Below are 25,241 nucleotides of genomic sequence, written 5' to 3' on the forward strand. Positions count from 1 at the left end.
CCAAGATTGCGCGACAGGCTGAGGTCAAGGGACGTATAAATTTTCCAATTTATATGTCAACAAGCCCTAGTACTGTGCCGATTTCGTCATATATTGCGGCGCATAGCAGCAAGACAGCGTCAGCCGATAAGCTTACGCTGTCAGCATGAAAAAAATCTCAATCCTCGATTCTCACACCGGCGGTGAACCTACTCGCCTGGTGCTCGACGGCGGTCCCGATCTGGGGCGTGGCCCTTTGTCCGAACGGCTACAACTATTGCGCTCGCAACACGATAATTTACGTACCGCGGTGGTGTGCGAACCGCGCGGCTCCGATGTGCTGGTCGGTGCGCTGCTGTGCACACCGCAAGATCCTGCTTGTGCTGCCGGCGTCATCTTCTTCAATAATGTCGGCTATCTCGGCATGTGCGGGCACGGCACCATCGGCTTGATTGCGTCTCTGGCGTATCTGGGGCGCATAGGCGCAGGCCGTTACAAGATCGAAACCCCGGTTGGCGTGGTCGAAACCGAGTTGCACGACGATGGCAGCGTGACGGTGCATAACATTCCCGCGTATCGTCTGCGCAAGGACGTGGTGCTGCAGGTGCCCGGTTACGGTCAGGTGGTGGGCGACATCGCCTGGGGCGGCAATTGGTTTTTCCTGATCGGCGACCACAGTCAGGATCTGCGGCAAGACAACATCGCTGCCCTGACCGATTTTTGCTGGGCGGTACGCGAGACTCTGGAGTTGGCCGGCATTACCGGCGCCAACCAGGCACTGATCGACCATATCGAATTGTTTGCGCCCGCTCTGCACGCCGACAACCATAGCCGCAATTTCGTACTGTGCCCCGGTAAAGCATACGATCGCTCGCCTTGCGGTACCGGCACCAGCGCCAAGATTGCCTGTCTGGCAGCCGACGGCAAGCTGGCGGAAGGCGCAGTCTGGCGCCAGGAAAGTATCATCGGCAGCGTGTTCGAAGCCTCGTTCCGGCGTCAAGGCGAGCAGATATTGCCGATCATTCGCGGCAGCGCGCACGTCAACGCTGAAAGCAGTTTCATTTTCAATCAGGACGATCCGTTCGCCTGGGGCATCGTTTGAGCATTGATGTCTTGATCATCGGCGCCGGCATGATCGGTGCCGCCTGCGCCGATGCGCTGGCGGCCGAAGGCCTGGCGGTGACGGTCATCGAACGCGAAGCCATCGGGAGCGGCGCCACGGCAGCCGGCATGGGGCATCTGGTGGTGATGGATGACAATCCTGCCGAGCTGGCGCTGACTGCTTACTCGCTTGCGCTATGGCGGCAACTGGTCGGGCCTGATTCCGAACTCCATGAATACCGGCGCTGCGGCACCCTATGGATCGCCGCCGATGACGAGGAACTGGCCGTCGCCCGCGAAAAGCAGCGCACTTTGCGTGAGCACGGTATAGCTTGCGAGCTGCTGGACGCCGCGTCATTGTATGCACAGGAGCCGCAACTGCGGCCCGGTTTGTGCGGCGGATTGCGGGTTGGCGCCGACGCCGTGGTGTATCCGCCCAAAAGCGCCGCGCTATTGCTGGCACGCGCGCAAAGCCGCGGCGCCAAGCTGCGCGGCGGACAGGTGAGTGCTGTCATCGAAGGCGGCGTGTTGCTGGCCGATGGCAGTGAAATACATGCCGACAAAGTGCTGGTGGCGAATGGCAGTGCATCGGTGCATCTGCTGCCGGAATTGCCCATTCGCCCCAAAAAAGGTCATATCGTGATCACCGACCGCTATCCCGGAATGATCAATCATCAACTGGTCGAACTCGGCTATATCAAAAGCGCGCACGCGGCCGATGGCGATTCGGTTGCGTTCAACCTGCAGCCGCGCCCGACGGGGCAGTTGTTGATTGGCTCTTCGCGTCAGTTCGATGTCACGGATAAAGCTGTCGAACCGGCGATATTGGCGCGCATGCTGGCCCACGCTGCCGGTTTTGTGCCGGCGCTGACGGGCTTGCATGCCTTGCGCTGCTGGACAGGTCTGCGCGCCGCCAGCAGCGACGGTTTGCCGCTGATCGGGCCGCATCCGTCGAGGCCGAATGTCTGGCTGGCTACCGGTCACGAAGGGCTCGGCATTACCACCTCGCTGGCCACTGCGCAGCTGCTAAGCGCGCAGATCGCGGACCGGCAGACAGAGATACCGGTAGCACCGTATCTACCGGCGCGATTCAAACAATTGGGAAAATAATATGGCTGCTGATGACCTCTTTATCACCGTCCACATCAACGGCAGTCGCGTCACCTTGCTGGAGGGCTGCAGCGTAGCGGCCGCTCTGTCGCTGGCCGCCACAGGCGCGCCCGGCATCACCCGGCGCTCGGTCAGCGGCATGTTGCGGGCGCCAATGTGCGGCATGGGCATTTGCCACGAATGTCGAGTCACCATCGACGGCAATCCCCACCGGCTGGCTTGCCAGGCCATCTGTGCAGCGGGCATGCGGATAGAAACCGCACAGAGCGCAACATGATGCGCGCTTTCGACATCGTGATAGTCGGCGCCGGGCCAGCCGGCCTGGCCGCTGCCCGCTGTGCCGCGCAAAGCGGTGCTGCGATAGCGCTGATTGACGACAATCCGCTGGCCGGCGGTCAGATCTGGCGCGGCGGCCCGGATCGCAGCCCTCATCCTCAGGCGAAAAAATTATGGACGGAGTTGCAAGCGATGCCCAACGTCCAGTGGTTCATGCAAAGCCGCATCGTGGGGTTGATCGGTCCTGCGCAGCTGTTGCTGGAAACATCGCAACAGGCGTTTCAGCTGCGCTATCGCAAGCTGATACTGGCGACCGGCGCGCGCGAGCGCTTGTTGCCGTTTCCCGGCTGGACGCTGGCCGGCGTGACTGGCGCCGGCGGCTTGCAGGCACTGGTGAAAGGCGGCTATCCGGTACACGGCAAGCGCATCGTCGTGGCAGGTTCCGGTCCCTTGTTGCTGGCGGTAGCGGCGACCTTGCAACAGCGCGGCGCGCAGGTGCTGCAGATACTAGAGCAAAGTCATTGGCGTCAGCTGGCCGGCTTTGCGCTGCAACTCGCTCGTACGCCGGCGAAATTGAGGCAGGCTTGGCAATTGCGTCGGCAATTGGCGGGCATTCCTTATCACGCCGACAGTTATGTGCTGCAAGCGGAGGGTGATCAGCAGTTGCGCGCAGTGCAGGTGGTGAGTGCCGGGCGGCGCAAAACGATCGCCTGCGATTATCTTGCTTGCGGATACGGTTTGTTGCCAAATACCGAATTGGCAGAGGCGATCGGTTGCCGCATCGTCGACGGTGCGGTACAGGTAAATATGCGTCAGCAGACCAGCATTGAAAATGTGTATTGCGCAGGCGAGGGCAGCGGAGTCGGCGGGGTCGACCTGGCGCTGGCGGAGGGGCACATAGCCGGTGCGCATGCCAGTGGACTCGGTGCTCCCGTCCGCTACTGGCTGGCGCAACGGCGCAGCCAGCAAGCCTTCGCCAGACGCTTGAGCAAGGCTTTCGCATTGCGCCCTGAACTACGTCATTTGAGTCAATCCGATACCTTGGTTTGTCGCTGCGAAGATGTCGCTTATGGCGCCTTGCAGTCGCATGCCAGCTGGCGTAGTGCGAAACTGCATACACGCTGCGGCATGGGGCCGTGCCAAGGCCGGGTCTGCGGCGGCGCCACCGATTTTCTGTTCGGCTGGAAACCGGATTCGGTACGCTTGCCGATTTCGCCGACGCGGATTGACAGCCTGATCTCCTTGCATGGCGAGAGTGCTGCGCCAGATCGCAACCAGGCAGATTGATTTATCTCGCTTGCAGCAACAGCCGGTATGCACGCGGCGTCATTCCGACCGTGGCCTTGAACTGCCGCGTGAAAGCGCTGTGATCGTGATAGCCGCATGCGGCGGCAATGTCGGTGATGTTGTCATGACCGGCGAGCATCGCCGAAGCTGCATCCAGGCGAGTCTTGATGATCATCTGACGTGGATTCAGCGAAAAAATCTTCTGGAAGTAACGCTCTACCTGCGACACCGATAAATCGGCAATTTGCGCGAGATCGCTGATCTGCAACTGTTGATCGTAGTGATCATGGATATAACGCGCAGCTGCGGCGACGCGCTTATAGACCGGATGGTTTTTATCCGGCATCGCCAGATCCCGCGAAATGCCTGCCATGCCGGCGATGCCGCCATCGGTGTCTCGCAACACAATTTTATGTGTTACACACCAGCCCGGCGCACGGTTGGGGTACAAGTGCAGTTCCAGTTGATCGTGGATGTCGATGCCGGTGCTCAACACTTGCAGGTCTTGTTGCAGATAGTTGGCACCGAAGCTAGACGGGAAAATATCGCTGACAGTGCGTCCCAGTAAGGCCTTCTTGTCGGGCAGTCCGCAACGCGTTACCAGGGTGCGATTGGCAAGCAAATACTGGGCTTGCTTACCCTTGACGAAAAACACCACGTCCGGCAATGCGTCAAACAGCGCTTCGGCAAAAAAAACATTGGCCAGCGATGCCGCCAGCAGAGTACGGTCGGTCTGGACAGTGGTGTCCGTAGGCGCGGCTAAAGTTGTAGGCATCATATACACAAAAAAATGCGGTGTGGCTGCTGCCGGCGTTCAGCGCCGGCAGCGTAATCCAGGCAGCCTAATTGAGTGGGGCAGGGACCGGTTCGCCACCCTTGAATCGATAGATCGTGACCGGCGCATTCTTGAGGTTGTGTCCGACGTCAAATTCATAGTTGCCGACCACCCCTGAATACTTCAGGGTCGCCAGCACCGGACCAAACTTGGCAGGATCGGTGGAGTTGGCTTTCTTCATTGCCTCTGCCAGCATCAGCATGCCGTCGTAGAAATACGGCGCGTAGGTGAGTGGCGCCTTGCCGTAGATATTCTGAAAATCACTCAGGAAAGTTTTTTCCGTGGCCTTGTTGCCCAACACGGTGCCGCCTTGTACGCAGTAAACCTTGTCGTTGACGGCTTCGCCGCCGAGTTTTCCGGTCTCCGCATTGCAGATCGCATCTCCGCCGAGCAGATACACCTCAAGACCCAATTCTTTCATCTGGCGTTTCATCGCGGCGGCTTGCGTGAAGTAGCCGCCGTAAAAAATGCCATCAACTTTCTTGCCTTTGATCGAGGTCAAAATGGCGCTGAATTCGCTGGCTTTGTCATTGGTGAACTCACGACCGGCAATCTCGATTTTATTGGCTTTGGCCGCTTTCAGGAAAGCGTCGGCGACGCCTTGGCCGTAGGCGGTGCGGTCATCGATGACCGCGACTCTTTTCAATTTCAATTGTTTGGCCGCATACACGGCCATGTCGCCGCCCAACTGGTTATCGTTAGGATCCAGCCGAAACACATTTTGGTAACCCTGTTCTGTAATGCGTGGATTGGTGCCGACGGTAGCCATGACGATGCCGGAATCGTTGTAGACCTTTGAGGCGGGAATCGCTACTCCGGAATTGTAGGGCCCCAGGACCGCCTTGACTTTGCTGTCCACCAGTTTTTGGGCGACCGCGACACCCGCTTTCGGATCGCCCTGATCGTCTTCCGACTCCAATTGAAACGTTACCGCTTTGCCGGCCACTGTGAACTTGCTCTTGTTGAGCTGTTCGATCGCCATTTTGGCGCCGCTTTCATTGTCCTTTCCAGCCTGCGCCTGCGAACCGGTCAGCGGGCTGGTGAGGCCAATCTTGACGATCTCCTGTGCCGTCGATACACCGCTGATGACCAAACTGCAGGCCAGACAGATTGCTTTGTTTGTAAAGTTCATCTTCGTTTCTCCTGAGGGTTGTCGACTTTTCCCGCGCAGTTGATTGTCTCTTTATGTTTTCTGCGACCGCCTCATTTAAATATATTGCAAATATATTTGCAAGGCATTCTTTTCACTGCACGGCACTATTTTTCATTGGATTTTTAGCGTCTGTTCAATCCATTTTATTGACCTATACCGATTCAAACATGATTCATGCGGAGTTCCGCATAGTGACTGAATACCCCCTAAATTCCGGTGTGTTTTCTCAATTTAAATATATTGCAAATATATTTGCGAGACATTATTCTCTCTACGCAGCAGTGTTTTCAACCACGGTGGTGACACCACTCAGATCCATTTTTTTCCAAAGGAGCCGTACATGTCGTTACCGAAATGGGAAGGCGTATTCCCCGCAGTCACCACAAAATTCAAAGAAAATGAAGATCTCGATCACGCTGAAATGGAGCGGCATTACGCCTTCCAGATCGATAACGGCGTGCATGGTTTGGTCACCTGCGGATCGTTGGGTGAAGCCAGCACCTTGTCGCTGGATGAGAAACTGGAAGTGACCAGGATCGCGCTGTCTGTTGCTCACGGCCGCGTGCCGGTGCTTGCCAACGTGTCCGAATTGCGCACCAAGGACGCCGTGCATTTCGCCGAGCGGGCCGCCAAGCTGGGGGTCCAGGGCTTGATGGTTATGCCATCGGTGCTGTATGTGGCCGATGCCCGCGAAGCCAAGGATAATCTGCGCACCATCGCCAACGCGGCGCAACTGCCGGTGATGATCTACAACAATCCGGTTGCTTACAAAGTCGATCTGACGCCGCAGGATTTCATCGAACTGGCCGATTGCCAATGGATGGTGGCGATCAAGGAGTCGAGCGACAACATTCGGCGCATTACCGATTTGCGCAACGCACTGGGAGACCGGTATCAGCTGTTCATGGGAGTCGATGATCTGGCTTTCGAATCGCTGGCGCTCGGCGCCGACGGCCTATTGGCCGGTGTCGTTGTCGCCTTTCCGAAAGAGACTGTGGCACTGTACAAGCTGATGAAAGCGAAGCGCTACGATGAAGCGCTCAAATTGTATCGATGGATGACGCCGCTATTGCATCTGGACGTATCGACCAAACTGGTGCAAAACCTGAAGTTGATCGAAGCAATGGCGGGAGTTGGCAATGAATTCGTGCGTCTTCCGCGTCAGCCGCTGGCTGGAGCAGAGCGCGAGCGTGTTGCCGCGATCATACGGAAGGCGATCGACACCCGCCCCGATTTGAGTAAACTCGAGATCGGTTAATTAAAAGGTAGTAAACGCAATGACTAGAACTGAAACAAGTCGCCGCCTCGCGCCCGCCCCCAAATTGCGTGCAGCCGATATCGCTTATGACGCCTTGGAAAGCCTGATCGTGACGCTACAGATCGAGCCGGGTGCGCCAGTGGTTGAAGCCGATCTGGTCGAAATGACGGGGTGCGGGCGTACCCCGTTGCGCGAAGCGTTGATGAGGATGGCGTCGAACGGCTTGATCGAGCAGATGCCCAGGCGCGGCTTGATTGTCAGCGACATTGAGGCGGCCGAACATCTGACGCTGATCGAAACCCGACGCGTGCTCGATCAGCTGATCGCCCAAAGCGCCGCGCGCCGGGCTACGCCGCAGCAACGCAAAGATTTGCTGACTTGCGCAAAACGGATGGTGGCGGCCGCCAAAAAGGGCGATTTGGGTGCTTATATGCGAGCGGATCAGGAGCTCGATCATGTGATTCACGCAGCCTGCCGCAATCCGTCGGCCGTGGCAGCGGTGATTCCGCTGATCATCAAATGTCGGCGCTTCTGGTACGCCTTCCAGCACGAGGGAGACATCGTCGAAGCGGCCAAATGCCATATGCTGATGGCCGCTTCGATCGCCGAGGGCAACCCAGAGGAAGCTGCAAAGGGCAGCGACGCGCTGATCGACTATCTGGAATTGTTTGCGCGCAAAGTCATCGACAATTAAACGGACGTTTACTGAGGGACAATATGACCATTACCGGGCAATCGCTTATAGGCAGCAGCTATAGCACTAGCAACGGCACTGTATTTCAGGCCTTTGATCCAACGCTGGGCAAGGAGATAGGGCCGAATTTTCACACTGCGGACCAGCGCGACGTCGAGCATGCCTGTGATCTGGCGCAAGCCGCATTCGATACCTATCGAGAAATCAGCCCTGAAGCGCGTGCCAGGTTTCTGGAGCAGATTGGCCAGTGCATCCTTGACATTGGCGATGAACTGATCGTCCGCGCCATGGCTGAAAGCGGTTTGCCGCGCGCGCGTCTGGAAGGAGAGCGGGGCCGCACCATAGCTCAGCTAAATCTGTTTGCAGCAGTGTTGCGCGAAGGCTCGTGGCACGATGCCCGCATCGATCCGGCAATGCCTGAGCGTCTGCCGCTGCCACGCGTCGATTTACGGCTACGGAATATTGCGATCGGTCCGATTGCGGTGTTCGGCGCCAGTAATTTTCCTTTGGCATTTTCGGTTGCCGGCGGCGATACCGCAGCGGCGCTAGCGGCCGGTTGTCCGGTTGTGGTCAAGGCGCATCCGGCTCATCCCGGCACCTCGGAGCTGGTCGGGCGCGCTATTCAACAGGCGGTCGCCGCCAGCAAATTACCGGAAGGCGTGTTTTCGCTGTTGACCGGTATCGGCAATACGCTTGGAACGATGCTGGTGCAAAACGCACGGATTCAGGCGGTCGGTTTTACCGGTTCGCGCCAAGGCGGCGTGGCGCTGATGAAAGTGGCGGCGGCGCGGTTGCAACCGATTCCGGTGTATGCCGAAATGAGCAGCATCAATCCGATTTATCTGCTCCCGGCAGCTCTGGCAGCGCGGGCGGAAACCATCGCCAAGGCTTTTGTCGATTCGGCCACTATGGGAGCCGGTCAGTTCTGTACTAATCCAGGGCTGGTGCTGGGCTTGGCGGGTGCTGATTTTGAGCACTTTGCACAGCTGGCGGGCAAGGAAATTACACAGCGCAGTGCAGCCACCATGCTGACTGCCGGCATCCATGCGGCGTATCGACACGGCGTCGCCGCCTTGGCCGAACAGGCCGATGTCAAATTGCTGGGGCAGGGTGTGGCTGCAGAGGGTTATCAGGCAACGCCAACATTGTTCAGCACCAGCGCCAAAGCTTTCCTGAGCAACCCAATCTTGAGCGCAGAAGTGTTTGGTCCAGTCTCTTTGATGATTGCATGCGAGAACGAGGCGGAGTTACTGCAAGTGACCGAGCATCTGGAAGGGCAGTTGACCGCAACCCTGCAAATGGATGAAGGTGACAAGGCATTGGCGCGCCGTCTGTTACCCCGGCTGGAACGTAAGGTTGGCCGAATTCTGGCAAACAATTTTCCGACCGGCGTTGAAGTTTCGCATGCGATGGTGCACGGCGGTCCGTTCCCGGCCACCTCGGACAGCCGCAGTACGTCGGTCGGCAGCGCAGCGATTTATCGTTTCCTGCGTCCAGTGTCGTACCAGAATCTGGCGCAGGATTTGTTGCCGGCAGCACTACAGGATGCCAATCCGCTGCGCATCTGGCAGCGACGCGACGGCCAGTTGGGGAGGTAAGATTTGCGCGGCTTTAGGCGCATCCGCTTCCCTGTTGTATGCCAGTGCGAAAGGTACTGAAGTGCCAGACTAGGACCACCAACGCCATCCAATTGGTCAACATGGGTCTGCGTCAGGCCACCAAAAGCATAGGCTCATTTCTTGTCGCTGAACCCGATCGACGCATGCGTGCCATCGCAGAAAGGCTTGTTCTGCGACGCACCGCAGCGGCACAAGGTCATCCGATTGCGTACTTCGTATTCGAAACCGTCGCACCCGATCAACTGCACTCCACCGCGCAACCATAGCGGCCCGGAGCACCCCTTGGCGGGGTCTTCGATCAGGCATATGGATGGCTCATACATCGGCTCGATCGGTTTGTTGGTCACGTTGTCCCAAGCCACCAGCCGTCCCGAAGGGCAGTCGCAGACCTGGCTTACGAAATGCTTACTCGCAGCAGGGTTGTCCGTTGCGCTGACGAGTTTCCACACCCCTCCACGCGGATCGCAAAAGCGCGCGAACGCGCACAAGCTCTCGACGTCCGTCAATGACACCGTCGGGCCTGGTATTACTTTGGCCTGCTCGAGATACGGTTGGCGGCTCGCGGTTTCGGTGCCGTCAAATCCAGCTTTCGTATGCGAGCCGTCGCAATACGGCTTGTTCGCGCTATGGCCGCAGCGACACAATGCGTATTGCTCCTGAGACGGATATTTCTGTTTCTGCTCCCACTTTACCGACTCGCCATCTTCGTTCGCGCCGATGATCTCCTTGCTTAGAGGTATATCGCCCGAGACGATATACGGTCCGTTCTTCGAAATTTTGACTTTCGCGCCTACAAGTTTCTGCTGGTTCATCTGAGGCCTCCGATTGGGTAGGTTGGATATCCTGGCCGCGGCTCTCCGCCATTAAAATTTACACCAGAATCCTAGTGTCCTGTCCCGCAAATAAGTTCGATATGAAACGCTCCATTTGACCGCCATGCCGCGTTGCTCGTCGTTGCCATAGCTTGCTATGACGCCTCCTCACGCCTTGCCTGACAGCCAAATGGAACATTTCATTTCATCAAACTATTTACGGGACAGGACACTAGCCGCCTTATTCTCGCGACGGGTTTTCTTCATGATCTTCCTCGGCCCGCGCCGCTTGCTCGAATGCATGCAAGTGGGTCGATTGGGCGTCGGTGATGGCCCAGTAAGTCATGCCGTTGCGCTGCCAACGAGCCATCGCATAGCCGTCCGAGGCCCGTGCGGCGGGAGCCGGCGTACCGCCGGCATCGGGAAATACGTACAGGTCAATCGGGTGCTTTTGGTAGCGATAGATCAGTACCGCGACGGTGCGGTGACCCACGTAGTCGATCCGTCCGCCGACAAGCGGAAAACCTTGCGCGGCGAGATCGACGACTGGCGGCGTGTAGTCGACTTTGCCGTTGAACCACGGCTTGACAGTGTGCTGATCGGTCGACACGACGTCGATCGGGTGCTGCGACAACAATGCGCGTACGTGGCTCGACACAATTTCCTGGTCGATCGAACCGGTTGGCGCCGGCCGCTGGATCAAGGTGGCCGCGCTCAATGCCAGCGCACAGACCGCGATCCCCGAAAGACCTCCGTTAAGCCATGCCCGCACGCCATCCGTAGTGAAGCCGCCCCATGCGAAGGCGGCCCGGCGGGGAGACTCGCGCGGCAACTCGGCGAGCACGCGCGCGCGCAGATGGGGTGGCGCGCGATGATAGAGCGATCCGTCGCGCAGCACACTGCCAAGCGAGCTCGATGTTTCGTCCTTGTCCATTATTTAACTCCTTTTGCTGAATTCGACGCAGGCATCCTGACCAGTTTGCCGTCTACCTTTCCGTGTACGGGCGCAAGCTCCGAAGGCATCATCCCCTGCGCCTTGCGCACTGCCGCACAAAGCAGGTGGCGGCCACGTGCCAGCCGCGACATTACGGTGCCGATCGGAATGCCCGTGACGGTCGCGATGTCGCGGTAGCTCATGTCTTCCAACTCGCGCAGGACCAGCACCTCGCGATATTCGACCGGCAATGCGGCGAGCGCGCGATGAATCAAGTCCACATCGTCGCGCCGCACAGCGAGCGTTTCGGGATCGCTGCCGATTTCGTCGTCCCATCCTGGGAGTCGCTCGTCGTCGTGCAGTGCGTCGTCAAAGGGTGTGTCGTCAGCTGCGTCGCTCCGTCTGCGCCATTCGGTAAACCAGGTGTTCCGAACGATAGCGAGTAGCCATGCGCGCGCGTTGTCGCCATGGAAGCCGTCGAAGAAGCGGAAGGCGCGCAGGTAAGCATCCTGCACGACATCGTCGGCATCGCTCGCGCTGCCGGTCAGCCAGCGTGCCAGGTTGTAGGCAGCGTCCAAGTGCGGCAAGGCCAACTCTTCGAAGCGGCGTGAATTGTCGGTCGCGCTCACGGCAATCTCCCGCTTTCCTGCACCTCGTCTGTTTGGCGACTACGCCAACCATATGGGGGTGTCTTGTGATCGTTTCTCATGAGTTCCTCCATTGCGGACATCCCTAAAAACCTACTGCGCGGCGCAATCTCGGAGCTGCGATGCTCACCGTACCTGCGTACGGCTCCGCTTCTCGCTCCGACCTTGCGCCGTTCGCTACGGTTTTTAGAGGTGCCCTTGCCTGTTCGGCCGGGAGATGCTCGCAGCATCCGAGCGGCGCATCTGACTATGCATGTCATAGACCTGCGCCGCAAATGCCGGCGCTTATATCCCCATAACCGTCAGTGACCGGGATTTATTCCTGCGATATTTTTTGATTGCCGCGACAAAACCGGGAATAAAACAAAGAGCGCGGCGGTATACGCGCAAATCTTCACGTCACTTCGGCTCACGATCATTTCAGTTCTGCCCCTGTTCCGGATCCGGGCCGGCTTGGGTCAGGCGCAATACGCCATCCGGATCGAAATAAAAATGCATCATCGAATGCCAAACGCCGTCTTGCAGGAAGCGGTAACTCCAGACATGGCGCCGCATGAGTGGGAAATAGGCGGTTTCGACCGGTCGGCCAAAATGCACCAGCACACCCTGCGTGGTCCACTGGCCGATCTTGGCCCGGCCGAATTCCTCGATGGTCAATACTTGCTTGATGCTGACAACTCGCCCATGCGCGTCGATGTCGGCTGCCCACGTGGTTTCGCCGGCAGGTTGCGTGGGATAAAGCCAGCGTGTGGTGGCGTCCGGCAGGTGATAAACCTCGCGCGGAGCGCCGAGCCGGGCCTGAACGTCGTTCTGACTGGAACCCGGCGGAATGGATGCCGGCGTGGCGCAACCGGCTAGCAACAAGGCGACGGCGATGGGCGTGTAGCGGGCGCTCAAGCACTGGCCGTACTGCATGGCGTGGATGGGACTCATGGTCTGCCTCCAACGAATAATCATATGAATGGGATCACGGCTGCCAGGAAAAATAACCGGGCAGCCGTCGTCAGTCCCATGTTGCAACTCGCGTCACTGTCCGGAATAGATGTTGCCCATACCCGGCGACATGTCCGAGGCTGAACTCATGGGGTCAAGATGTGCGCATCCGGCAGCGGCAAGAGTGAGGAGCGTGACGCCAATGGCGAGAATGGTTTTTGCGAATTTCATGATGGTCTCCTTTAAGATCGCAATACACGGCAAGCCGGGAAAAGCGTTGGTTTGCCAATCGGGGCGGCACTGCGCCGTAACACCTCTTTTGCGCTGCGGGGCCTATCCATGTTTCCTGTTCTGGAAACACTGGTGCGTGTCGTCACTTGTATAACTGCGGGCGGCCGGAATTTATTCTCACGATATTTTTCTGTCTGCTCCCAATCGGGTTGAAAGTGCCGCTTGATGCAGCGAACTGGCCTCACGCGGCGTCCGCGACCTGTCGGAAGCGGACACCCTATTCATCGCTTGTCAAAACGTGCGGCAGCAACGGATGGTCACGAGGATTCGGCATCGAGAAAGACATAGAGCGCTGCGATTTGTCCATTCCGAACGATGATCACATCCCAACCCGTGTACTCGGGCGCGTCGCCGCGTGGACCCGACCCCCAAGCTATGCGACCGGCGTTGTGGAGGGCCTGAGGCTTGCTGTGCGGCGTATATACGAAGTGGGGATGCGTCGCCCGCAGTTCACCCGAGAATTTGTCGAGCGCGTCGTGCCCGAGGACAGCTTCTTTGGGTGTATAGATCACGCAGTCTTCGGTATAAAGCTCTTTGATCGCTGCGCGACGACGCACAGCGTCGCCTTCGCCGAAAACCTCCTGGAGGTTGCGAAAAAGCAGTGCATGGGTACGGTCTTTCATAACATTTCTCCTTAAATTTTTGCTGTCGGCCGCTTGCGGCCACATGGTGTGAAAATTTATGCCCATGTCATGAAGCCGATGCACCAGGACGATGTTGGTTTCGGGATCGGCCGCTCGGATGTCTCTGTTAAATCTGCGCCTGCCCGCCGTCGACGAAGATCTCGGTGCCGGCGATGAAGCTCGAATCGGACGAGGCGAGGAAGGCAGCGACACTTGCCACTTCTTCGGGATCGCCGACCCTTCCAAGCGGGATGGTCGTGCTCATGTAGTCGAGCAAGCCCTGTTGCTGCGCGGCGTCGGGGCCGGCAAGGTCGACCAGGCCAGATGTCTTGATTGGGCCGGGGCTGATGACGTTGACGCGGATGCCGCGCGACTTGAGGTCGAGGGTCCAGCTGCGGGCGAAGTTGCGCACCGCCGCCTTGGAGGCGCTATAAACGCTGAATGCAGGCGTGCCCTTGATGCTGGCGTTGGAGGCAGTCAGAATGGCCGATGCGCCGTCGACCAGCAGCGGCAGCGACTTCTGGACAGTGAAGAGGACACCCTTCACGTTGCGGCCGAACGTGTTGTCATATTGCTCTTCGGTGATGGATCCCAAGGGCAGCATGGAGCCGCCGCCAGCGTTGACGAACAGCACATCGATGCGACCAGCTTCCGCCTTGACGCGCTCGTAGAGGCGATTGAGATCGGTGAGAATGCTGGAATCCGCTTGTATGCCGGTGGCTGTCGACCCAATCACCGCTACGGCGGCGTCCAATTCGGCCTTGCGGCGGCCGGTCACAAAGACCTGCGCGCCTTCCGATGCGAAACGCTTGGCTGTGGCGAGGCCGATTCCGGTGGTGCAGCCGGTGACAACGGCAATCTTTCCTTCGAGTTTGCGTGACATGAATTTCTCCTTCGTGTGAGTGGTAAGGTGCTGCAAGATCAATTTATGGCATCATGCTATTTTTTAAAATGGCAATAATTGAAAATCACCGTTGCAGATTTGTCGATGTCAAAACTACCGGATTTTGAAGGTCTTGCGATGTTTGCCAAAGTCGCCGAGGAAGGCTCCTTTGCCGCGGCCGCCGCAGCAATGGGCGTGTCAGTTGCCACGGTGTCCCGTGCCGTCACACGTCTTGAGGAGCGGCTGGGCGGCCGCCTCTTCAACCGAACCTCGCGGCGGCTTTCGCTGACGGACTATGGTCATTCGCTGACCGAGCGGGCGCAGAAAATGTTCGCGGTGGCCATGGAGGCGGAGGACTTTGCGCGTGAAACCTCGAGCCGACCCCATGGGCTCATCAAGCTGGCGGCGCCGTTGTCATTTGGATCTCGCTGGGTCGCGCCATTGCTGCCCGAGTTCTTTCAGCTCTATCCCGATATTTCGGTCGATCTTCACCTCGGAGACGCGCACGCCGATCTGATCGGCGACGGATTTGACGCGGCCTTGCGTATCGCCATCATGGAAGACTCGTCGCTTGTCGCGCGCCTCATCGCGCCGGTACGCCGATTTGTTGTGGCATCACCCGCTTACCTGTCAAGATACGGCTATCCCCAGCATCCGCACGATCTCGGCGCACACCAATGTCTTTCCTACATGAGCAGGAGCAAGCACGATGTGTGGCGCTTCACCAACCGAAAAAGCGGCGAAGAATGTGCGATCACGCCATCCGGGATGTTACGGGGAACGAGCCTGGAAGCGCTTGTGCCAGCGGTCCTTGCTGGAATTGCCATTGCCGAGCTCCCGGAGTTCGCAGCGGCCCAGTTCCTGCGAGAGAAGCAGCTTGAGGCCATATTGACCGACTGGCGCTTGCCGGAAGGTGGCCTGTATTTTGTCACTCCCTCCAACCGCACTCGAGCGGCAAAGATCAGGGCCTTGGCCGATTTCTTCGTCTCCAAACTTGCCGAAGCAGAATGGCGCGCGGATTAGATTAAGAAATGAAAATCGGCCAGATCCATGAAAGAGGGGAGGTGACGCGGTTGGACAGCGATATGGCACCGCCACGGACGACGTTTTGCTCGTCTGACCTTTTACGAGATGGTCAGGCCGCATTCGATCCGCCTAGCCTTCGGCACTCCTTGCACGACCATTTGATACGACAAGCGAATATAGTCTTGCAATTCGTTGTCTGGTAGCCCAGGTTGGGCGAAATGTTGGATCCATTTCATGCCGCGCGATGCGAAATATGGCGCGGGGCGCAAGCCGGGCATGTCCTTGAAGATCTCGTACGATACGTCACTGACCTTGAACGTGAAACTCGGTTCATCGACTTTCCTCCCGCCAATCGCAAACACTTTGCCGCACACTTTCCAGACCTGCGCGCCGCCCCACTGGACCACGTACGTCGCCGCCGGGAGCGACTGACAAAAGGCATTGAATTCTTCGTAGGTCATGCTTAGCGGGCTTTCAATGTTGAATTAATGAATGGTGTCTTGCGCGGCGGTCCACAAAGGTCAGGTATTGACATCCCCAGGACCGCTAGCCATTTTCTCCCATTTCAGGCCATTTACGTCAACCGTGATGAGCCAAAGAGACAGCGCGCCTTCGCCAATGAGGCCAGATCTAAAAGCAGCGCAGCCGCCCCTCGTGCATTAAAACGCGAAGCGGCTGCAGCCCAAAGCTCCCCAGCGGCCGGAGTAATTTGACGCCGGGACATTCGATTTGCGGGCGACGTCATATCGGATACCATGTCCTGGCGCCGCGGCGCTCTGCAAGGGCAGGGCGATGAGCTTTATAAAACTGATGCCAGGAGAGGGGAAGTATGGACGTGAATCGTCGAATTCAATTGCAAGGAATGAGCCTCGCTTGTGTCACCAGGTATGTAGATACACTCGGATTCATCGCCTTGTTTGGGCTGTTCACAGCCAATGTCACAGATCGGATTCAGGTTGGCGCGGCATGAACAAGAATCGGCTGGAGGCATTCAGTGACGGGGTGCTTGCAATTGCGATCACTATCATGGTTCTGAACCTCAAGGTTCCTCTCGGCACGGGCTGGACGGAGATATCTGCTATTACGCCGCTGCTTTCCAGTTACCTTCTGAGTTTTATTTACGTCGGAATTTACTGGGTGAATCACCATCATTTGATGCAGCCGGTGCGCAGTGTAAACGGCTTGATTCTATGGGCGAACCTGCATCTTTTGTTTTGGCTGTCGTTGATCCCTTTTGTCACCGCCTGGGTCAGCGTGGACCCATCTGCTTCCCCTCCGGTGGCCATCTACGGGCTTGTATTGTTGATGTCTTCCTTTGCCTTCCTGTTGCTGGGCAAAGCCTTGCTTGCAAAGGAAGGGGAAAATTCTCGCCTGGCTATTGCCCTGGGCAATGGCAGGAAAAACCAGATCTCGATTTTCCTTTATGCCGCGGCAATATTGCTCTCGTTGTGGAGCGGGATTGGCGGTTTGCTTGTGTATGCGGCTGTTGCTATTCTTTGGTTCGTACCTGATCGGCGTATAGAAAGCTTACGCTGGGACTGAGTTCGCGAGCCAAATAAACAGTTTCACTCTCTGCGCCATGCTCGAAGGCGGATACGAAATATATATGGTCGCCGATGCCTCCGGCGGCACCTCGAAAGAAGCGCACGACTACGCCATGCAACGCATGATCCAAGCTGGCGTGGTGCCGGTGACCTGGCAGCAAGTCATGCTCGAATGGCAACGCGATTGGGCGCTGAAAGACACCTACGATGCAGTTATGGCGATAGTGAAGGAACATTCCGGCGCCTACGGCATGGGCGTCGACTATGCATACACGATAGTGCATAAGGTGCCGCAGCGGATTACAGGCAGCCACGAAACTCTGGCTCCGGTCCTCGCCAAGAAGTAAAGCCAAAAGAGCCGTACCGGCGCTCAATTTATCGTTGTGTGCTGGCGTGGCAATTCTTGAGCAGCTGCCGTAATTTAGCTCAGCTGCGGTAATTGCTAGATCTTTCTGTTAAAGATGCCCAATTTTCACTGTACTGTCGGGCCACGCAGTAGCCTCATATACCCCTCGAGCTATGGCTCGTGTTTGATGGAAATCGTGCCCAATGGCAAGGCCACGTTGTCGATCGTTCTGGCCGGTCATCCGAAGCTGAAAAACGATTTATTGCGTCCGTCGATGGAAGAGATCGGCGCGCGCAGCGCACCATTCGAACTCGATGGTTTTGGTGCCGACCGGAGGATACAACGCGAAGGTGCGAACTGCCGAGATGCGCAGCCCAGGGTTGCCGACATAATTTTACATAATACAAATTATGCGAAATTACTCCGATTGCTAAACTGGTCAACTAGATAATAAAAGCCAGTTTCCTAACGCGCTCTAACCGCGTTCTTACCAAAATTTACGTACATTCGTTACCAAATGTGCTGACAAACGGTACAAAAGTTTACGTACATGTTGGAAAATGACTTCAGACAGTGACCATAATCTACGTACATGTTGGAAATCGGGTCTGATTCGTGACCATATTGTGCGTACATGTTGGAATGTGCGCCAATCAGGTTATGGTTTCCAAAATGAAATGCTCGAACAGCCTGGGTCTTCTAGCACAATGGCTGCGCTTTGGGTTGCCCGTGTGACCGCGACATATAAATCACCGATCGAGGTTTCGGGGAGCTCGGCCTTCTTGGTGATGAAACTCTCCATTCGACCGGTCGGAAAGACCAATACCCGTTCGTGAGTAGATCCCTTCGCGGCACCGAAATTAATGAAGTTCTGGTTGTATTTCTTGGCTGAACGTATCGAATCGCGTAGACATTGTGGGTTGAATTCCCTGACGTAGGCCGGCACGTCCTGAGGTTTGACGAAGAACACGCCATCGTGATTCGTGAGGACATCGTTCTTCGACTCGGTTTTCGAAAAACCATAACTGCTATCGAACAGGCCATCGGAAAAATCAGCAATCTCCTGGCGACAACGCCATGTCACGTTGACCTCATCGATGGAAAGATTACTGCCTTGCTCCTGCTTACGAAACCAGTCTAGAATCTTGACGCCTCGATACTGCTTGTTCTTTTTCGCTTTGGCGTTGGTCGACAGTATCGCTTGACGCACATCACCCACCATCCAAACATGTATGGACGAAGTGAACAGAGCTTCCAGCAGATCAAGGTCATAGCCGCAAAAATCCTGTACCTCATCAATCAGTATTTCATCGTAAAGACACTCAAGGCGACGTATTGCTGCGCCTTTGCTTGCGCTGATCAATTCGTGAGTCAAGCGCGGCAGTTCGCAGCGATAGGCGCGGCCGCCACCATCTAAAAACCGTTCCGCTCCGGTAGCGTATTGGTCCGGTTCACCCTCGAAATTGAATCCAGGAACAGGCAAACCAGAGAACTTTAAAGGTAGGAATGGTTTGGCGAAATGGTGCAAAAGGAAAGTGAACCATCCCATTACCTCGATATTCACGTGCCCGCTGGCATATTTTGCCAAGCGAATCTTCAATTCGTTCTGATTCGTCTGGGTGTAAGTCAGGACCGCAACGCGGCGCTTTTGGGAGAATTGCGCGCACCGCTCTGCGATCATCTGCGTTTTTCGACCGCCGGCGACGGCCAACGTAAGGTGATTAGCCATGAATCGTTTTGACTGCATCAATCATGTATTGTGGCGCGGTGATCTTTTGGTCCGACGCGGCTATCCTGAGAGCGCCCTCAGTCTTGTTGTTCGCCATCCATGTTGCAAGATCTGCCCGCGCTTGGATATCTAAGATTTGACGCAAAACTGGCTCGCTGTTAACGCCACGAAGGTGCGGTTCGAGCGTCCGACCGTTGGCCGGATTGCTTATGAATAGCGTCCTGCGACCAGGCTTTATAAAGTCTTTCAGGTCGTCGTTCAAAGCTTGCAGGTCTTTTCCATCGTTATCGCGTACGGCAACGACTTCCTTGTCCAGGGCGTGGCAAAGTGCCAAGCAGTTCCAGAACGAAAGGCCGCGCATGCTCAAGACATCGATACCGAGTTCCATCGGCAGCTTTCCATATTGATCACGGAATACGCGTTCAAAATAAATTTCATCCGATGGCCCCTCCACTAGTACCAGCTTGTGGGCGAGCACCAAGCGTAGCGTGTCATAGCCCGGTAATTTCTGAAAGTATCCGATCGTCTTCGGATCGAGCCCGGTCATGCTTGCTCGCTGCCCTGATGCCAGCAACACCAGCCGATCAAGGCCAAGGCGATTTACAACGTAGGCGCTATGCGTAGTGATGAATAACTGCTGACCGTTCCCGGCGCCATGCTCGATCTGGGAAATAAGTTGCGTCAAGCTGGTGTGCGACTGGTGGCATTCGGGTTCTTCGATCGTCACGAAGCGGGCATGGTCAGCTTGTTTGTTCAGAGCCAGGGAGATTTTGACGGACGCTTGCGCCCCCTGCCCCACCATCGAAAATGGAATATCGCGGATGTGTGGGCTGACGGCAGCATCCCATGATGCCCTGGCGCTTTGATCCATGGCCAAGGAAATCTTTTGATCTTGAATGGCAGATTCGTCTTTCGCGATCCGTTCGTTGACCATTTTCAGGGATTTTTCGGAAATCTCGGCTTTAACCTCACGAAATGAGTACGACACCAACGCCCGTTCGGCCGGTGTCATGTAATCATTTAGTATCTGGCGCAAATGAAAGTCGATCCCGGTAGCGGACCTGATGGTCCTAGAATCGATCACGGCTGTCGACAGCAGCCTTTGACGTGTCGCGATACGCTCGCCAGCAAAGGATCGCCACTCGATCATGTAATAGTCGACCGGGAGAAACGTCGGCGCCTTCGTTTTCCAAGCTTCCAATTCGGCTAGATATTCCGGATTCGGTGCGATTTTCACGGCGATGCCAGGGCAAGCTGTTGGTGGCGTGTCGGAATTGTTGGCGCCACAATACACTTGTAGTTCGGCGCTGTTTTGGAAATACAATTCGATCAGGATTTCCGGCATCGGTGTGCATTTGCCATCATTTAATTTGGCGAGATATGCAGAGACCAGATCGAGGTTGAACCAAAAGGGATTCAATTCTTCTACAGCGCTACGCCCGTTGATCCTGCCGGTGAGTGCAAGCGTAATTGCTTCGAGGAGGGTGCTCTTCCCTGCTTCATTGCCCCCCACGATCAAATTCATCCCTGGCTTCGGGCGGATTTCAATGTCTTTGAAAATGCGGTATCCCCGAATCTTGATTTTTTCGATCATTGTTGGCGCTCCCTTGGAACAGCAATGGTTTTTGTCTTTTGGCGTTGGCGCGTCGGCTGCGCCAGCGGGTATGACGTGACACAATAATACCTCGGCAATCTTTCTTCGCCACCTGCTCGAATAATTGTTCCCGGGTCCCTATTGCTACGCCCCCGTGGTCCGCTTGGGTTCGAAAGCGATTTTCATCCGTTCGAGCCGTTAGGTACGCACATCAACCATCAAACCGCGCCATATGAAATTCAACATACGCCAAATTATATGGCGCGGCTTGCATCATCGATGGCGTTATCGGATGCCAAAACTTTAAGAGGCGCGGCCGGGGTTACGGTTTTTTTCGCCAAAAGTGACCTAACTTGATGATTTATATGGCGAAATCGAACTTTTAGCTGATTGCTTGCTGAATTGCATTAATTTGCTCGCTCAATTGCATACCACTTGCCCACTTCATGTCAGCTATTCATAGCCATCCCGTACGTCATCTCGGATTGAGCGATCATCTTGCCTACGATGTTAGTTCCTGATGCGCAGCGGCGATCATAGGTACAGGCTCTAGCGGCTTTTCACACTTGTCGGCAGACTTTACCTCCACGTTGAATTGACTTCCTTTACCCCATATGATGCAATCGTAGCTATTCGCACGCTAACGGCAAATCTTTACGCCGTGGTTACTTCCTTTTCGGCACGCCCCGCCCTGTTGTAAGCAAAGGCCAAGTTCATCACAACAATGACCGTCCACAAGGCGGCGCAAGTACCATGAGCACTTCATCCTCCTACACAGTACCAGGCCACTCCTTTCTGACCAATGCCAGGCAGGTTTATAAATGGGCAACGCTGCCGCTCCTCCTGATCGGCTTTTTTTGCTGCGATGGCTGGACATCCATGCGCGTGGCATGGGATGGGTACGAACAAACCACGGGCGCCCTCACCCACTGTCGCGAGGGTAGATACGGCACGCTGGAATATTCCTACGCGGTCAATTCCTCAACTCACCACAACACTATCCCCAACCTTGAGGCCTGCCGGAGCCACGTCCCCGGAGAGCATGCGGTCATCTATTATTCGACGCTGCACCCGGACCTGAGCGTGGCCAATGTTGCACCGGCCAAGGCTTTCAGAGAGGCGTTGAAAACGTCGCTGAAGGCAGCGCTTCTATTTCCCGCGCTCCTCGTGCTGGCCATCTCCTACAAGAACTTGTTCGAATAAATTTGAGCCATGTATCCCCCCCCTTCCTCGCAAGGGGGGGGGCAAAAGGCTCTGGATCAGGCTCAGGCTTGCCGCGAGCAAAGGAGAAATCACCATGTCTGTTCCAATGGCCCCGATTATTACCGCCTTTGAACGGTCGCCTGATGGCGGTAAGGGACTTGCGCGTGACATGCGCGTTCGCTGGGCGCTTGAAGAAGTCGGCCAATCTTACGAGGTTCGTCTTGTTTCGTTCGGTGCGATGAAGGAACCCGCGCATCGAGCGCTTCATCCCTTCGGGCAGATTCCGACCTATGAAGAAGGCGATCTTGCCCTGTTCGAGTCGGGGGCGATCGTGTTCCATATCGCAGAGCGCCATGCAGGCCTGCTGCCTGATGATGCGAACGCTCGGGCGCGAGCGATTACATGGATGTTTGCCGCGCTTAACACCGTTGAGCCGCCGATCCTTGATCTCCAAACCACCAAGCTCCTGGAGCGCGACAAGTCCTGGTACGAACAGCGCCTGCCTGTCGTCGAGGATCGCATCCGTGACCGGCTGGGCGAACTTTCCGATTACCTTGGCGATGCCGATTGGCTCGATGGTGCGTTCAGTGCGGGCGACCTGATGATGGTGGCGGTGCTGCTCAGGTTGAAAGCATCGGGTATGCTGGACGAATATCCGAAGCTCTCCGCCTATGTCGCCCGCGGCGAAGCGCGGCCCGCCTACAAGCGTGCTTTCGACGCTCAATTGGCGGTTTTCACTGGCAAGTCACCGACCGGCTGAAAACAACTGACGTGCCGCACCTTTACGCGACGTTGGCTATTTGTGCCCATCCGAGGGTTCTTATACCTTGAATTACATGGCATTGATTCTAGATCCTCGACTGCTCTCCCAATCCGGATCGAAAGGATTTCCATCAGCTCGAATCTTGATAGAGGGATGGCAAGATGCATTGTCAGGTGCGCTTCAGATAGGGCCTTGAGTGCCTGCCCAAAAGCACGGTAGCCTGCCTATACTAGGCGAGTACCGAGCGGATGGTTTTAGGTGCGGCGCGGAGTTGAAGCATAATTTTGCCAAACGGCAGAATTATGGTTCTAGGCACAACGTGCTCTGGTCGACGAACAACGCGATTATTTAGCCTTGCGCAGCAGGCTGCCGGCCGCGTTTTCCTCGAAGCGGTCCGCTTCCTCAATGTATCCCTGCACGGTCCCGTCATGGCGCCAGCCGCCCTGACGTTTGATGTCTCTGAAATCGGCGCCGGCACGGTGTGCGCTGGTCGCCATGCCGCGCCGCAGGCTGTGACTGGATAGCTGCGGCACATAGTCCAAGCCGGCCAGTTTTGCGCAACCGGCCAGAATCGTATTGACGCTGCCCGCATGGAGCGCGTCGGTACCGACCTCGCTCCATTTATTCACGGGCCGGAATAGCGATCCCGACGCAATGCCAGCGGCCGCCAGCCAGGCGCGCAACGCAGTCGCCGGACAACAAGCGCCGTCGCCATAGGGAATTGCCTTGATAATCCCTGCCCCTTGCTGATCGGTCTTCGAGCGCGGCAGCGTGATGACGATTCCTTCCGGCTCCCACGCAACGTGCTCGACCTGGAGAGTGACGATCTCGCTACGACGGTAACCGCCGAAATATCCGATTTGCAGCAGCGCACTGTCGCGTTTGGCGTTCAGGGTGTTCAAGCCGGCCAGGTGGGCAACGATGCGCTCCAGGTCTTCCAGCGGCAGCGCCTTCGCTTTCTTTTTCGGCTTGCCATGGATGCGCTCGATGCCGGCCAGCGTCTTGCGCACGGTCGGCGTCGACGCTGGATCGGCAAAGCCCTGGTGCACGTGCCATTGCGATAGCGCCGTCAGTCGCAGCGCCAGCGTCCGGGGATTCAACGACTGCGCGTAGGCCAGCAAATAGCGGATCATTGCGGCCTCGTCGCTTGGCAAGACGCCGCCCCAGGCAAGGAAGTGACGAATCGCGGACCGATACGCGCGACGCGTATTGTCCGAGGTGGCGGCGACCAGGAATGCGCGATGCTGGGCCGTCAAATCGGCATCTATCGGTGTACCGACGTTACGGGCGACGATTCTCCCGGCCGGAAGCGTCGCCACTTCATTGGGGAGAATAGGTGTTTTTTCGCTCATGGCGTGTCGTTCAAAATCGGCCTCTGTACTGGCAATTGCGCAGCATAGCATATGGCAATTCGGTATAACACGCGATAATATATCTTATCGTGATGATTAATTCTGATTTTAAATTACGATTTAAATCGTAATATATAATACTATTACGTATCACGTAATACGTTATCTTATTTCGAGGTCACCATGGCACGCGCCGGCATTCTTTATTCCCACGTCGCCAAAGCGGCAGCCCAATTGGCCGCCGACGGCAAAAATCCGACCGTCGACAGCGTGCGCGAAGCACTCGGCAGCACCGGCAGCAAGAGCACGATCGCCCCACTGCTCAAGCGCTGGAAAGCGGAACATCAGGAAGCACTCGTTGAAACTGAGCTTGGATTGCCGGCCGAATTGCTGCAGGCGGTGAAAGGCGTCTATGAAAGATTGCAGATCGACGTCCAGCAGCAGCTGGAACAGGCGCGCGAAGAGCATCGCCTAGCGCGCCAGGCGACGGCCGATCAGATGCGGCAAATCGAAGCAGATAACGAGGCCCTGTCTGCAACAACGGCGGCGCTGTCGGCAGAACTGGCGCAGATGAAAGACGCGCTGACGCATCTGCAGGCAGAACACCATCAACGCAACGTCGCGCTGGCCACGCTACAGAGCGACAATGCCGGCATGCAGCTGCGCTTGCTTGACCGGGCCGCCGAGGTCACGGCGCTCAATCAGCAACTGACGCAAGCGCGCATCCAATTCGAACACTATCAAGAGTCGACCGTAGCGCAGCGGTCGGAAGAACGGCTGGCCGCGGAACAGCGCATGACGCGACTGGAACAGGATCTCGCCGGCGCCCAACAACGCTTGCTCGGCCAGCAGTCGTCTATCGCGCAGCAGGAGATGCAGATTTCACAGCTACGCACCGAAAACAGCAACTTTCAAGAGACGACTCGCGCAGCACAGGATGAGCTCGTATTGCTTCGCTCGGAGCGAGGTCAATTGACATATCAGCTCAAGGAACACTCGTCGACCACCCGAGTGCTCGCCAACAAGCTCGAGGCGGCGCAGCAAATGTTGACTGAATCGCAGATGGCGCTGGCAGCCCAGGAAAAGGAAACGCAACTGCTGACCGCGCGCCTTGATCAGGCCGAACAGGAAGTTGAACAATTAGAGCAGCAGAGGCTGGTGCTGATTAAAGAGCGTGCGGCACTACAGGCGCAGGCGGTCAATAGTGGGAAGGCGGAAAAGATCGCGAACAAAAGATAGCCTTTCTCGC

Annotated in this window: 26 protein-coding genes and 1 pseudogene; 14 read left to right on the forward strand and 13 right to left on the reverse strand. The window is 56.7% G+C overall.

Going from position 1 to position 25,241, the window contains the following annotated elements:
* Positions 1-145 precede the first annotated feature (145 nt).
* From ACFPM8_RS16565 to ACFPM8_RS16580, 4 genes are read left to right on the forward strand one after another with little or no spacing between them, the layout of a single operon-like run.
* The gene (locus ACFPM8_RS16565; RefSeq protein WP_378998994.1) at positions 146-1,081 is read left to right on the forward strand and encodes a 4-hydroxyproline epimerase; all 936 of its coding nucleotides are present in this window, start codon (positions 146-148) and stop codon (positions 1,079-1,081) included.
* Positions 1,078-2,190 carry an NAD(P)/FAD-dependent oxidoreductase gene (locus ACFPM8_RS16570; RefSeq protein ID WP_378998997.1) on the forward strand — a complete coding sequence of 371 codons (1,113 nt, stop codon included), beginning with the start codon at positions 1,078-1,080 and terminating at the stop codon, positions 2,188-2,190. The genes ACFPM8_RS16565 and ACFPM8_RS16570 overlap by 4 nt, the downstream gene beginning before the upstream one ends.
* Position 2,191: 1 nt before the next feature.
* The gene (locus ACFPM8_RS16575; RefSeq protein ID WP_378998998.1) at positions 2,192-2,467 is read left to right on the forward strand and encodes a 2Fe-2S iron-sulfur cluster-binding protein; all 276 of its coding nucleotides are present in this window, start codon (positions 2,192-2,194) and stop codon (positions 2,465-2,467) included.
* A complete protein-coding gene (locus tag ACFPM8_RS16580; RefSeq protein WP_378999393.1) occupies positions 2,467-3,753 on the forward strand; it encodes an FAD-dependent oxidoreductase in 1,287 nt (428 codons plus the stop codon). The genes ACFPM8_RS16575 and ACFPM8_RS16580 overlap by 1 nt, the downstream gene beginning before the upstream one ends.
* A 1-nt stretch (position 3,754) precedes the next feature.
* Here the strand turns inward: ACFPM8_RS16580 and ACFPM8_RS16585 are convergent, their stop codons facing one another.
* Together ACFPM8_RS16585 and ACFPM8_RS16590 are read right to left on the reverse strand one after the other, a co-directional pair.
* On the reverse strand, positions 3,755-4,528 hold the full coding sequence (locus ACFPM8_RS16585; protein ID WP_378999000.1) for an AraC family transcriptional regulator: 774 nt from the start codon (positions 4,526-4,528) through the stop codon (positions 3,755-3,757).
* A gap of 67 nt (positions 4,529-4,595) precedes the next feature.
* Positions 4,596-5,720 (reverse strand): branched-chain amino acid ABC transporter substrate-binding protein, encoded by a 1,125-nt coding sequence (locus ACFPM8_RS16590; RefSeq protein WP_378999002.1) that lies wholly within the window; start codon positions 5,718-5,720, stop codon positions 4,596-4,598.
* A gap of 361 nt (positions 5,721-6,081) precedes the next feature.
* Between ACFPM8_RS16590 and ACFPM8_RS16595 the strand changes: the two genes are divergently transcribed.
* Genes ACFPM8_RS16595 through ACFPM8_RS16605 form a run of 3 tightly spaced genes read left to right on the forward strand, consistent with a single transcriptional unit; the run spans position 6,082 to position 9,291 of the window.
* Positions 6,082-6,999: a dihydrodipicolinate synthase family protein gene (locus ACFPM8_RS16595; RefSeq protein WP_378999004.1), complete on the forward strand. Its 918-nt coding sequence runs from the start codon at positions 6,082-6,084 to the stop codon at positions 6,997-6,999.
* Between the two features lie 19 nt (positions 7,000-7,018).
* Positions 7,019-7,693, forward strand: coding sequence for a GntR family transcriptional regulator (locus ACFPM8_RS16600; protein WP_378999006.1), 675 nt, complete (start codon positions 7,019-7,021; stop codon positions 7,691-7,693).
* A 23-nt stretch (positions 7,694-7,716) separates the two neighbouring features.
* Positions 7,717-9,291: an aldehyde dehydrogenase (NADP(+)) gene (locus tag ACFPM8_RS16605; RefSeq protein ID WP_378999008.1), complete on the forward strand. Its 1,575-nt coding sequence runs from the start codon at positions 7,717-7,719 to the stop codon at positions 9,289-9,291.
* Positions 9,292-9,425: 134 nt separating this feature from the next.
* Here the strand turns inward: ACFPM8_RS16605 and ACFPM8_RS16610 are convergent, their stop codons facing one another.
* The 7 genes from ACFPM8_RS16610 to ACFPM8_RS16640 all read right to left on the reverse strand — a co-directional run bounded on the left by ACFPM8_RS16610 (position 9,426) and on the right by ACFPM8_RS16640 (position 14,435).
* The gene (locus ACFPM8_RS16610) at positions 9,426-10,124 is read right to left on the reverse strand and encodes a CDGSH iron-sulfur domain-containing protein (RefSeq protein WP_378999010.1); all 699 of its coding nucleotides are present in this window, start codon (positions 10,122-10,124) and stop codon (positions 9,426-9,428) included.
* A gap of 241 nt (positions 10,125-10,365) precedes the next feature.
* On the reverse strand, positions 10,366-11,022 hold the full coding sequence (locus ACFPM8_RS16615; RefSeq protein ID WP_378999012.1) for an anti-sigma factor family protein: 657 nt from the start codon (positions 11,020-11,022) through the stop codon (positions 10,366-10,368).
* A 35-nt stretch (positions 11,023-11,057) separates the two neighbouring features.
* Positions 11,058-11,687 carry an RNA polymerase sigma factor gene (locus ACFPM8_RS16620; protein WP_378999014.1) on the reverse strand — a complete coding sequence of 210 codons (630 nt, stop codon included), beginning with the start codon at positions 11,685-11,687 and terminating at the stop codon, positions 11,058-11,060.
* A 438-nt stretch (positions 11,688-12,125) separates the two neighbouring features.
* The gene (locus ACFPM8_RS16625) at positions 12,126-12,638 is read right to left on the reverse strand and encodes a dethiobiotin synthetase (RefSeq protein ID WP_378999017.1); all 513 of its coding nucleotides are present in this window, start codon (positions 12,636-12,638) and stop codon (positions 12,126-12,128) included.
* A gap of 93 nt (positions 12,639-12,731) precedes the next feature.
* Entirely contained in the window at positions 12,732-12,869 is a 138-nt protein-coding gene (locus tag ACFPM8_RS16630) for a hypothetical protein (RefSeq protein ID WP_378999019.1), read from the reverse strand.
* Between the two features lie 317 nt (positions 12,870-13,186).
* The gene (locus tag ACFPM8_RS16635; RefSeq protein ID WP_378999021.1) at positions 13,187-13,552 is read right to left on the reverse strand and encodes a nuclear transport factor 2 family protein; all 366 of its coding nucleotides are present in this window, start codon (positions 13,550-13,552) and stop codon (positions 13,187-13,189) included.
* A 127-nt stretch (positions 13,553-13,679) separates the two neighbouring features.
* A complete protein-coding gene (locus ACFPM8_RS16640) occupies positions 13,680-14,435 on the reverse strand; it encodes an SDR family oxidoreductase (protein WP_378999023.1) in 756 nt (251 codons plus the stop codon).
* A gap of 105 nt (positions 14,436-14,540) precedes the next feature.
* Between ACFPM8_RS16640 and ACFPM8_RS16645 the strand changes: the two genes are divergently transcribed.
* The gene (locus ACFPM8_RS16645) at positions 14,541-15,458 is read left to right on the forward strand and encodes a LysR family transcriptional regulator (RefSeq protein ID WP_378999395.1); all 918 of its coding nucleotides are present in this window, start codon (positions 14,541-14,543) and stop codon (positions 15,456-15,458) included.
* A gap of 101 nt (positions 15,459-15,559) precedes the next feature.
* Here the strand turns inward: ACFPM8_RS16645 and ACFPM8_RS16650 are convergent, their stop codons facing one another.
* Positions 15,560-15,922 (reverse strand): MmcQ/YjbR family DNA-binding protein, encoded by a 363-nt coding sequence (locus ACFPM8_RS16650; RefSeq protein WP_378999025.1) that lies wholly within the window; start codon positions 15,920-15,922, stop codon positions 15,560-15,562.
* A gap of 505 nt (positions 15,923-16,427) precedes the next feature.
* On the opposite strand from ACFPM8_RS16650, the gene ACFPM8_RS16655 reads away from it, so the two are divergent.
* From ACFPM8_RS16655 to ACFPM8_RS16665, 3 genes and pseudogenes are all read left to right on the forward strand, one after another.
* Complete coding sequence (locus ACFPM8_RS16655; RefSeq protein WP_378999027.1) at positions 16,428-17,003, forward strand: TMEM175 family protein; 576 nt, start codon at positions 16,428-16,430, stop codon at positions 17,001-17,003.
* Positions 17,004-17,022: 19 nt separating this feature from the next.
* Positions 17,023-17,352, forward strand: a pseudogene (locus ACFPM8_RS16660) (isochorismatase family protein); the annotation flags it as partial.
* Between the two features lie 186 nt (positions 17,353-17,538).
* Complete coding sequence (locus tag ACFPM8_RS16665; protein ID WP_378999029.1) at positions 17,539-17,802, forward strand: hypothetical protein; 264 nt, start codon at positions 17,539-17,541, stop codon at positions 17,800-17,802.
* Between the two features lie 207 nt (positions 17,803-18,009).
* On the opposite strand, the gene ACFPM8_RS16670 is transcribed toward ACFPM8_RS16665, so the two are convergent.
* Both ACFPM8_RS16670 and ACFPM8_RS16675 read right to left on the reverse strand, forming a co-directional pair.
* Positions 18,010-19,080, reverse strand: coding sequence for a UvrD-helicase domain-containing protein (locus ACFPM8_RS16670; RefSeq protein ID WP_378999032.1), 1,071 nt, complete (start codon positions 19,078-19,080; stop codon positions 18,010-18,012).
* A complete protein-coding gene (locus tag ACFPM8_RS16675; RefSeq protein ID WP_378999034.1) occupies positions 19,073-20,674 on the reverse strand; it encodes an ATP-dependent nuclease in 1,602 nt (533 codons plus the stop codon). The genes ACFPM8_RS16670 and ACFPM8_RS16675 overlap by 8 nt, the downstream gene beginning before the upstream one ends.
* A 753-nt stretch (positions 20,675-21,427) precedes the next feature.
* On the opposite strand from ACFPM8_RS16675, the gene ACFPM8_RS16680 reads away from it, so the two are divergent.
* Both ACFPM8_RS16680 and ACFPM8_RS16685 read left to right on the forward strand, forming a co-directional pair.
* Positions 21,428-21,877, forward strand: coding sequence for a hypothetical protein (locus ACFPM8_RS16680; protein WP_378999036.1), 450 nt, complete (start codon positions 21,428-21,430; stop codon positions 21,875-21,877).
* A gap of 94 nt (positions 21,878-21,971) precedes the next feature.
* Positions 21,972-22,637 (forward strand): glutathione S-transferase family protein, encoded by a 666-nt coding sequence (locus tag ACFPM8_RS16685; protein WP_378999038.1) that lies wholly within the window; start codon positions 21,972-21,974, stop codon positions 22,635-22,637.
* 347 nt (positions 22,638-22,984) lie between these two features.
* On the opposite strand, the gene ACFPM8_RS16690 is transcribed toward ACFPM8_RS16685, so the two are convergent.
* The gene (locus ACFPM8_RS16690; RefSeq protein WP_378999040.1) at positions 22,985-23,992 is read right to left on the reverse strand and encodes a site-specific integrase; all 1,008 of its coding nucleotides are present in this window, start codon (positions 23,990-23,992) and stop codon (positions 22,985-22,987) included.
* Between the two features lie 183 nt (positions 23,993-24,175).
* Here ACFPM8_RS16690 and ACFPM8_RS16695 point away from each other — a divergent pair, with 183 nt between their 5' ends.
* Positions 24,176-25,231, forward strand: coding sequence for a DNA-binding protein (locus ACFPM8_RS16695; protein ID WP_378999042.1), 1,056 nt, complete (start codon positions 24,176-24,178; stop codon positions 25,229-25,231).
* Positions 25,232-25,241: the final 10 nt, after the last annotated feature.

This window comes from Paraherbaspirillum soli (assembly GCF_042654985.1).
Classification (GTDB): Bacteria; Pseudomonadota; Gammaproteobacteria; order Burkholderiales; family Burkholderiaceae_D; genus Paraherbaspirillum; species Paraherbaspirillum soli.

Excerpts from the sequence above, each read along its gene's own strand:
- ACFPM8_RS16595 (WP_378999004.1), top strand. The coding sequence starts at position 6,082 with ATGTCGTTACCGAAATGGGAAGGCGTATTCCCCGCAGTCACCACAAAA.
- ACFPM8_RS16600 (WP_378999006.1), top strand. The coding sequence starts at position 7,019 with ATGACTAGAACTGAAACAAGTCGCCGCCTCGCGCCCGCCCCCAAATTG.
- ACFPM8_RS16645 (WP_378999395.1), top strand. The coding sequence starts at position 14,541 with ATGTCAAAACTACCGGATTTTGAAGGTCTTGCGATGTTTGCCAAAGTC.
- ACFPM8_RS16650 (WP_378999025.1), bottom strand. The coding sequence starts at position 15,922 with ATGACCTACGAAGAATTCAATGCCTTTTGTCAGTCGCTCCCGGCGGCG.
- ACFPM8_RS16680 (WP_378999036.1), top strand. The coding sequence starts at position 21,428 with ATGAGCACTTCATCCTCCTACACAGTACCAGGCCACTCCTTTCTGACC.
- ACFPM8_RS16635 (WP_378999021.1), bottom strand. The coding sequence starts at position 13,552 with ATGAAAGACCGTACCCATGCACTGCTTTTTCGCAACCTCCAGGAGGTT.
- ACFPM8_RS16655 (WP_378999027.1), top strand. The coding sequence starts at position 16,428 with ATGAACAAGAATCGGCTGGAGGCATTCAGTGACGGGGTGCTTGCAATT.
- ACFPM8_RS16670 (WP_378999032.1), bottom strand. The coding sequence starts at position 19,080 with ATGGCTAATCACCTTACGTTGGCCGTCGCCGGCGGTCGAAAAACGCAG.
- ACFPM8_RS16695 (WP_378999042.1), top strand. The coding sequence starts at position 24,176 with ATGGCACGCGCCGGCATTCTTTATTCCCACGTCGCCAAAGCGGCAGCC.
- ACFPM8_RS16625 (WP_378999017.1), bottom strand. The coding sequence starts at position 12,638 with ATGAGTCCCATCCACGCCATGCAGTACGGCCAGTGCTTGAGCGCCCGC.
- ACFPM8_RS16585 (WP_378999000.1), bottom strand. The coding sequence starts at position 4,528 with ATGCCTACAACTTTAGCCGCGCCTACGGACACCACTGTCCAGACCGAC.
- ACFPM8_RS16580 (WP_378999393.1), top strand. The coding sequence starts at position 2,467 with ATGCGCGCTTTCGACATCGTGATAGTCGGCGCCGGGCCAGCCGGCCTG.
- ACFPM8_RS16590 (WP_378999002.1), bottom strand. The coding sequence starts at position 5,720 with ATGAACTTTACAAACAAAGCAATCTGTCTGGCCTGCAGTTTGGTCATC.
- ACFPM8_RS16610 (WP_378999010.1), bottom strand. The coding sequence starts at position 10,124 with ATGAACCAGCAGAAACTTGTAGGCGCGAAAGTCAAAATTTCGAAGAAC.
- ACFPM8_RS16675 (WP_378999034.1), bottom strand. The coding sequence starts at position 20,674 with ATGATCGAAAAAATCAAGATTCGGGGATACCGCATTTTCAAAGACATT.
- ACFPM8_RS16690 (WP_378999040.1), bottom strand. The coding sequence starts at position 23,992 with ATGAGCGAAAAAACACCTATTCTCCCCAATGAAGTGGCGACGCTTCCG.
- ACFPM8_RS16575 (WP_378998998.1), top strand. The coding sequence starts at position 2,192 with ATGGCTGCTGATGACCTCTTTATCACCGTCCACATCAACGGCAGTCGC.
- ACFPM8_RS16630 (WP_378999019.1), bottom strand. The coding sequence starts at position 12,869 with ATGAAATTCGCAAAAACCATTCTCGCCATTGGCGTCACGCTCCTCACT.
- ACFPM8_RS16605 (WP_378999008.1), top strand. The coding sequence starts at position 7,717 with ATGACCATTACCGGGCAATCGCTTATAGGCAGCAGCTATAGCACTAGC.
- ACFPM8_RS16665 (WP_378999029.1), top strand. The coding sequence starts at position 17,539 with ATGGAAATCGTGCCCAATGGCAAGGCCACGTTGTCGATCGTTCTGGCC.
- ACFPM8_RS16685 (WP_378999038.1), top strand. The coding sequence starts at position 21,972 with ATGTCTGTTCCAATGGCCCCGATTATTACCGCCTTTGAACGGTCGCCT.
- ACFPM8_RS16565 (WP_378998994.1), top strand. The coding sequence starts at position 146 with ATGAAAAAAATCTCAATCCTCGATTCTCACACCGGCGGTGAACCTACT.
- ACFPM8_RS16640 (WP_378999023.1), bottom strand. The coding sequence starts at position 14,435 with ATGTCACGCAAACTCGAAGGAAAGATTGCCGTTGTCACCGGCTGCACC.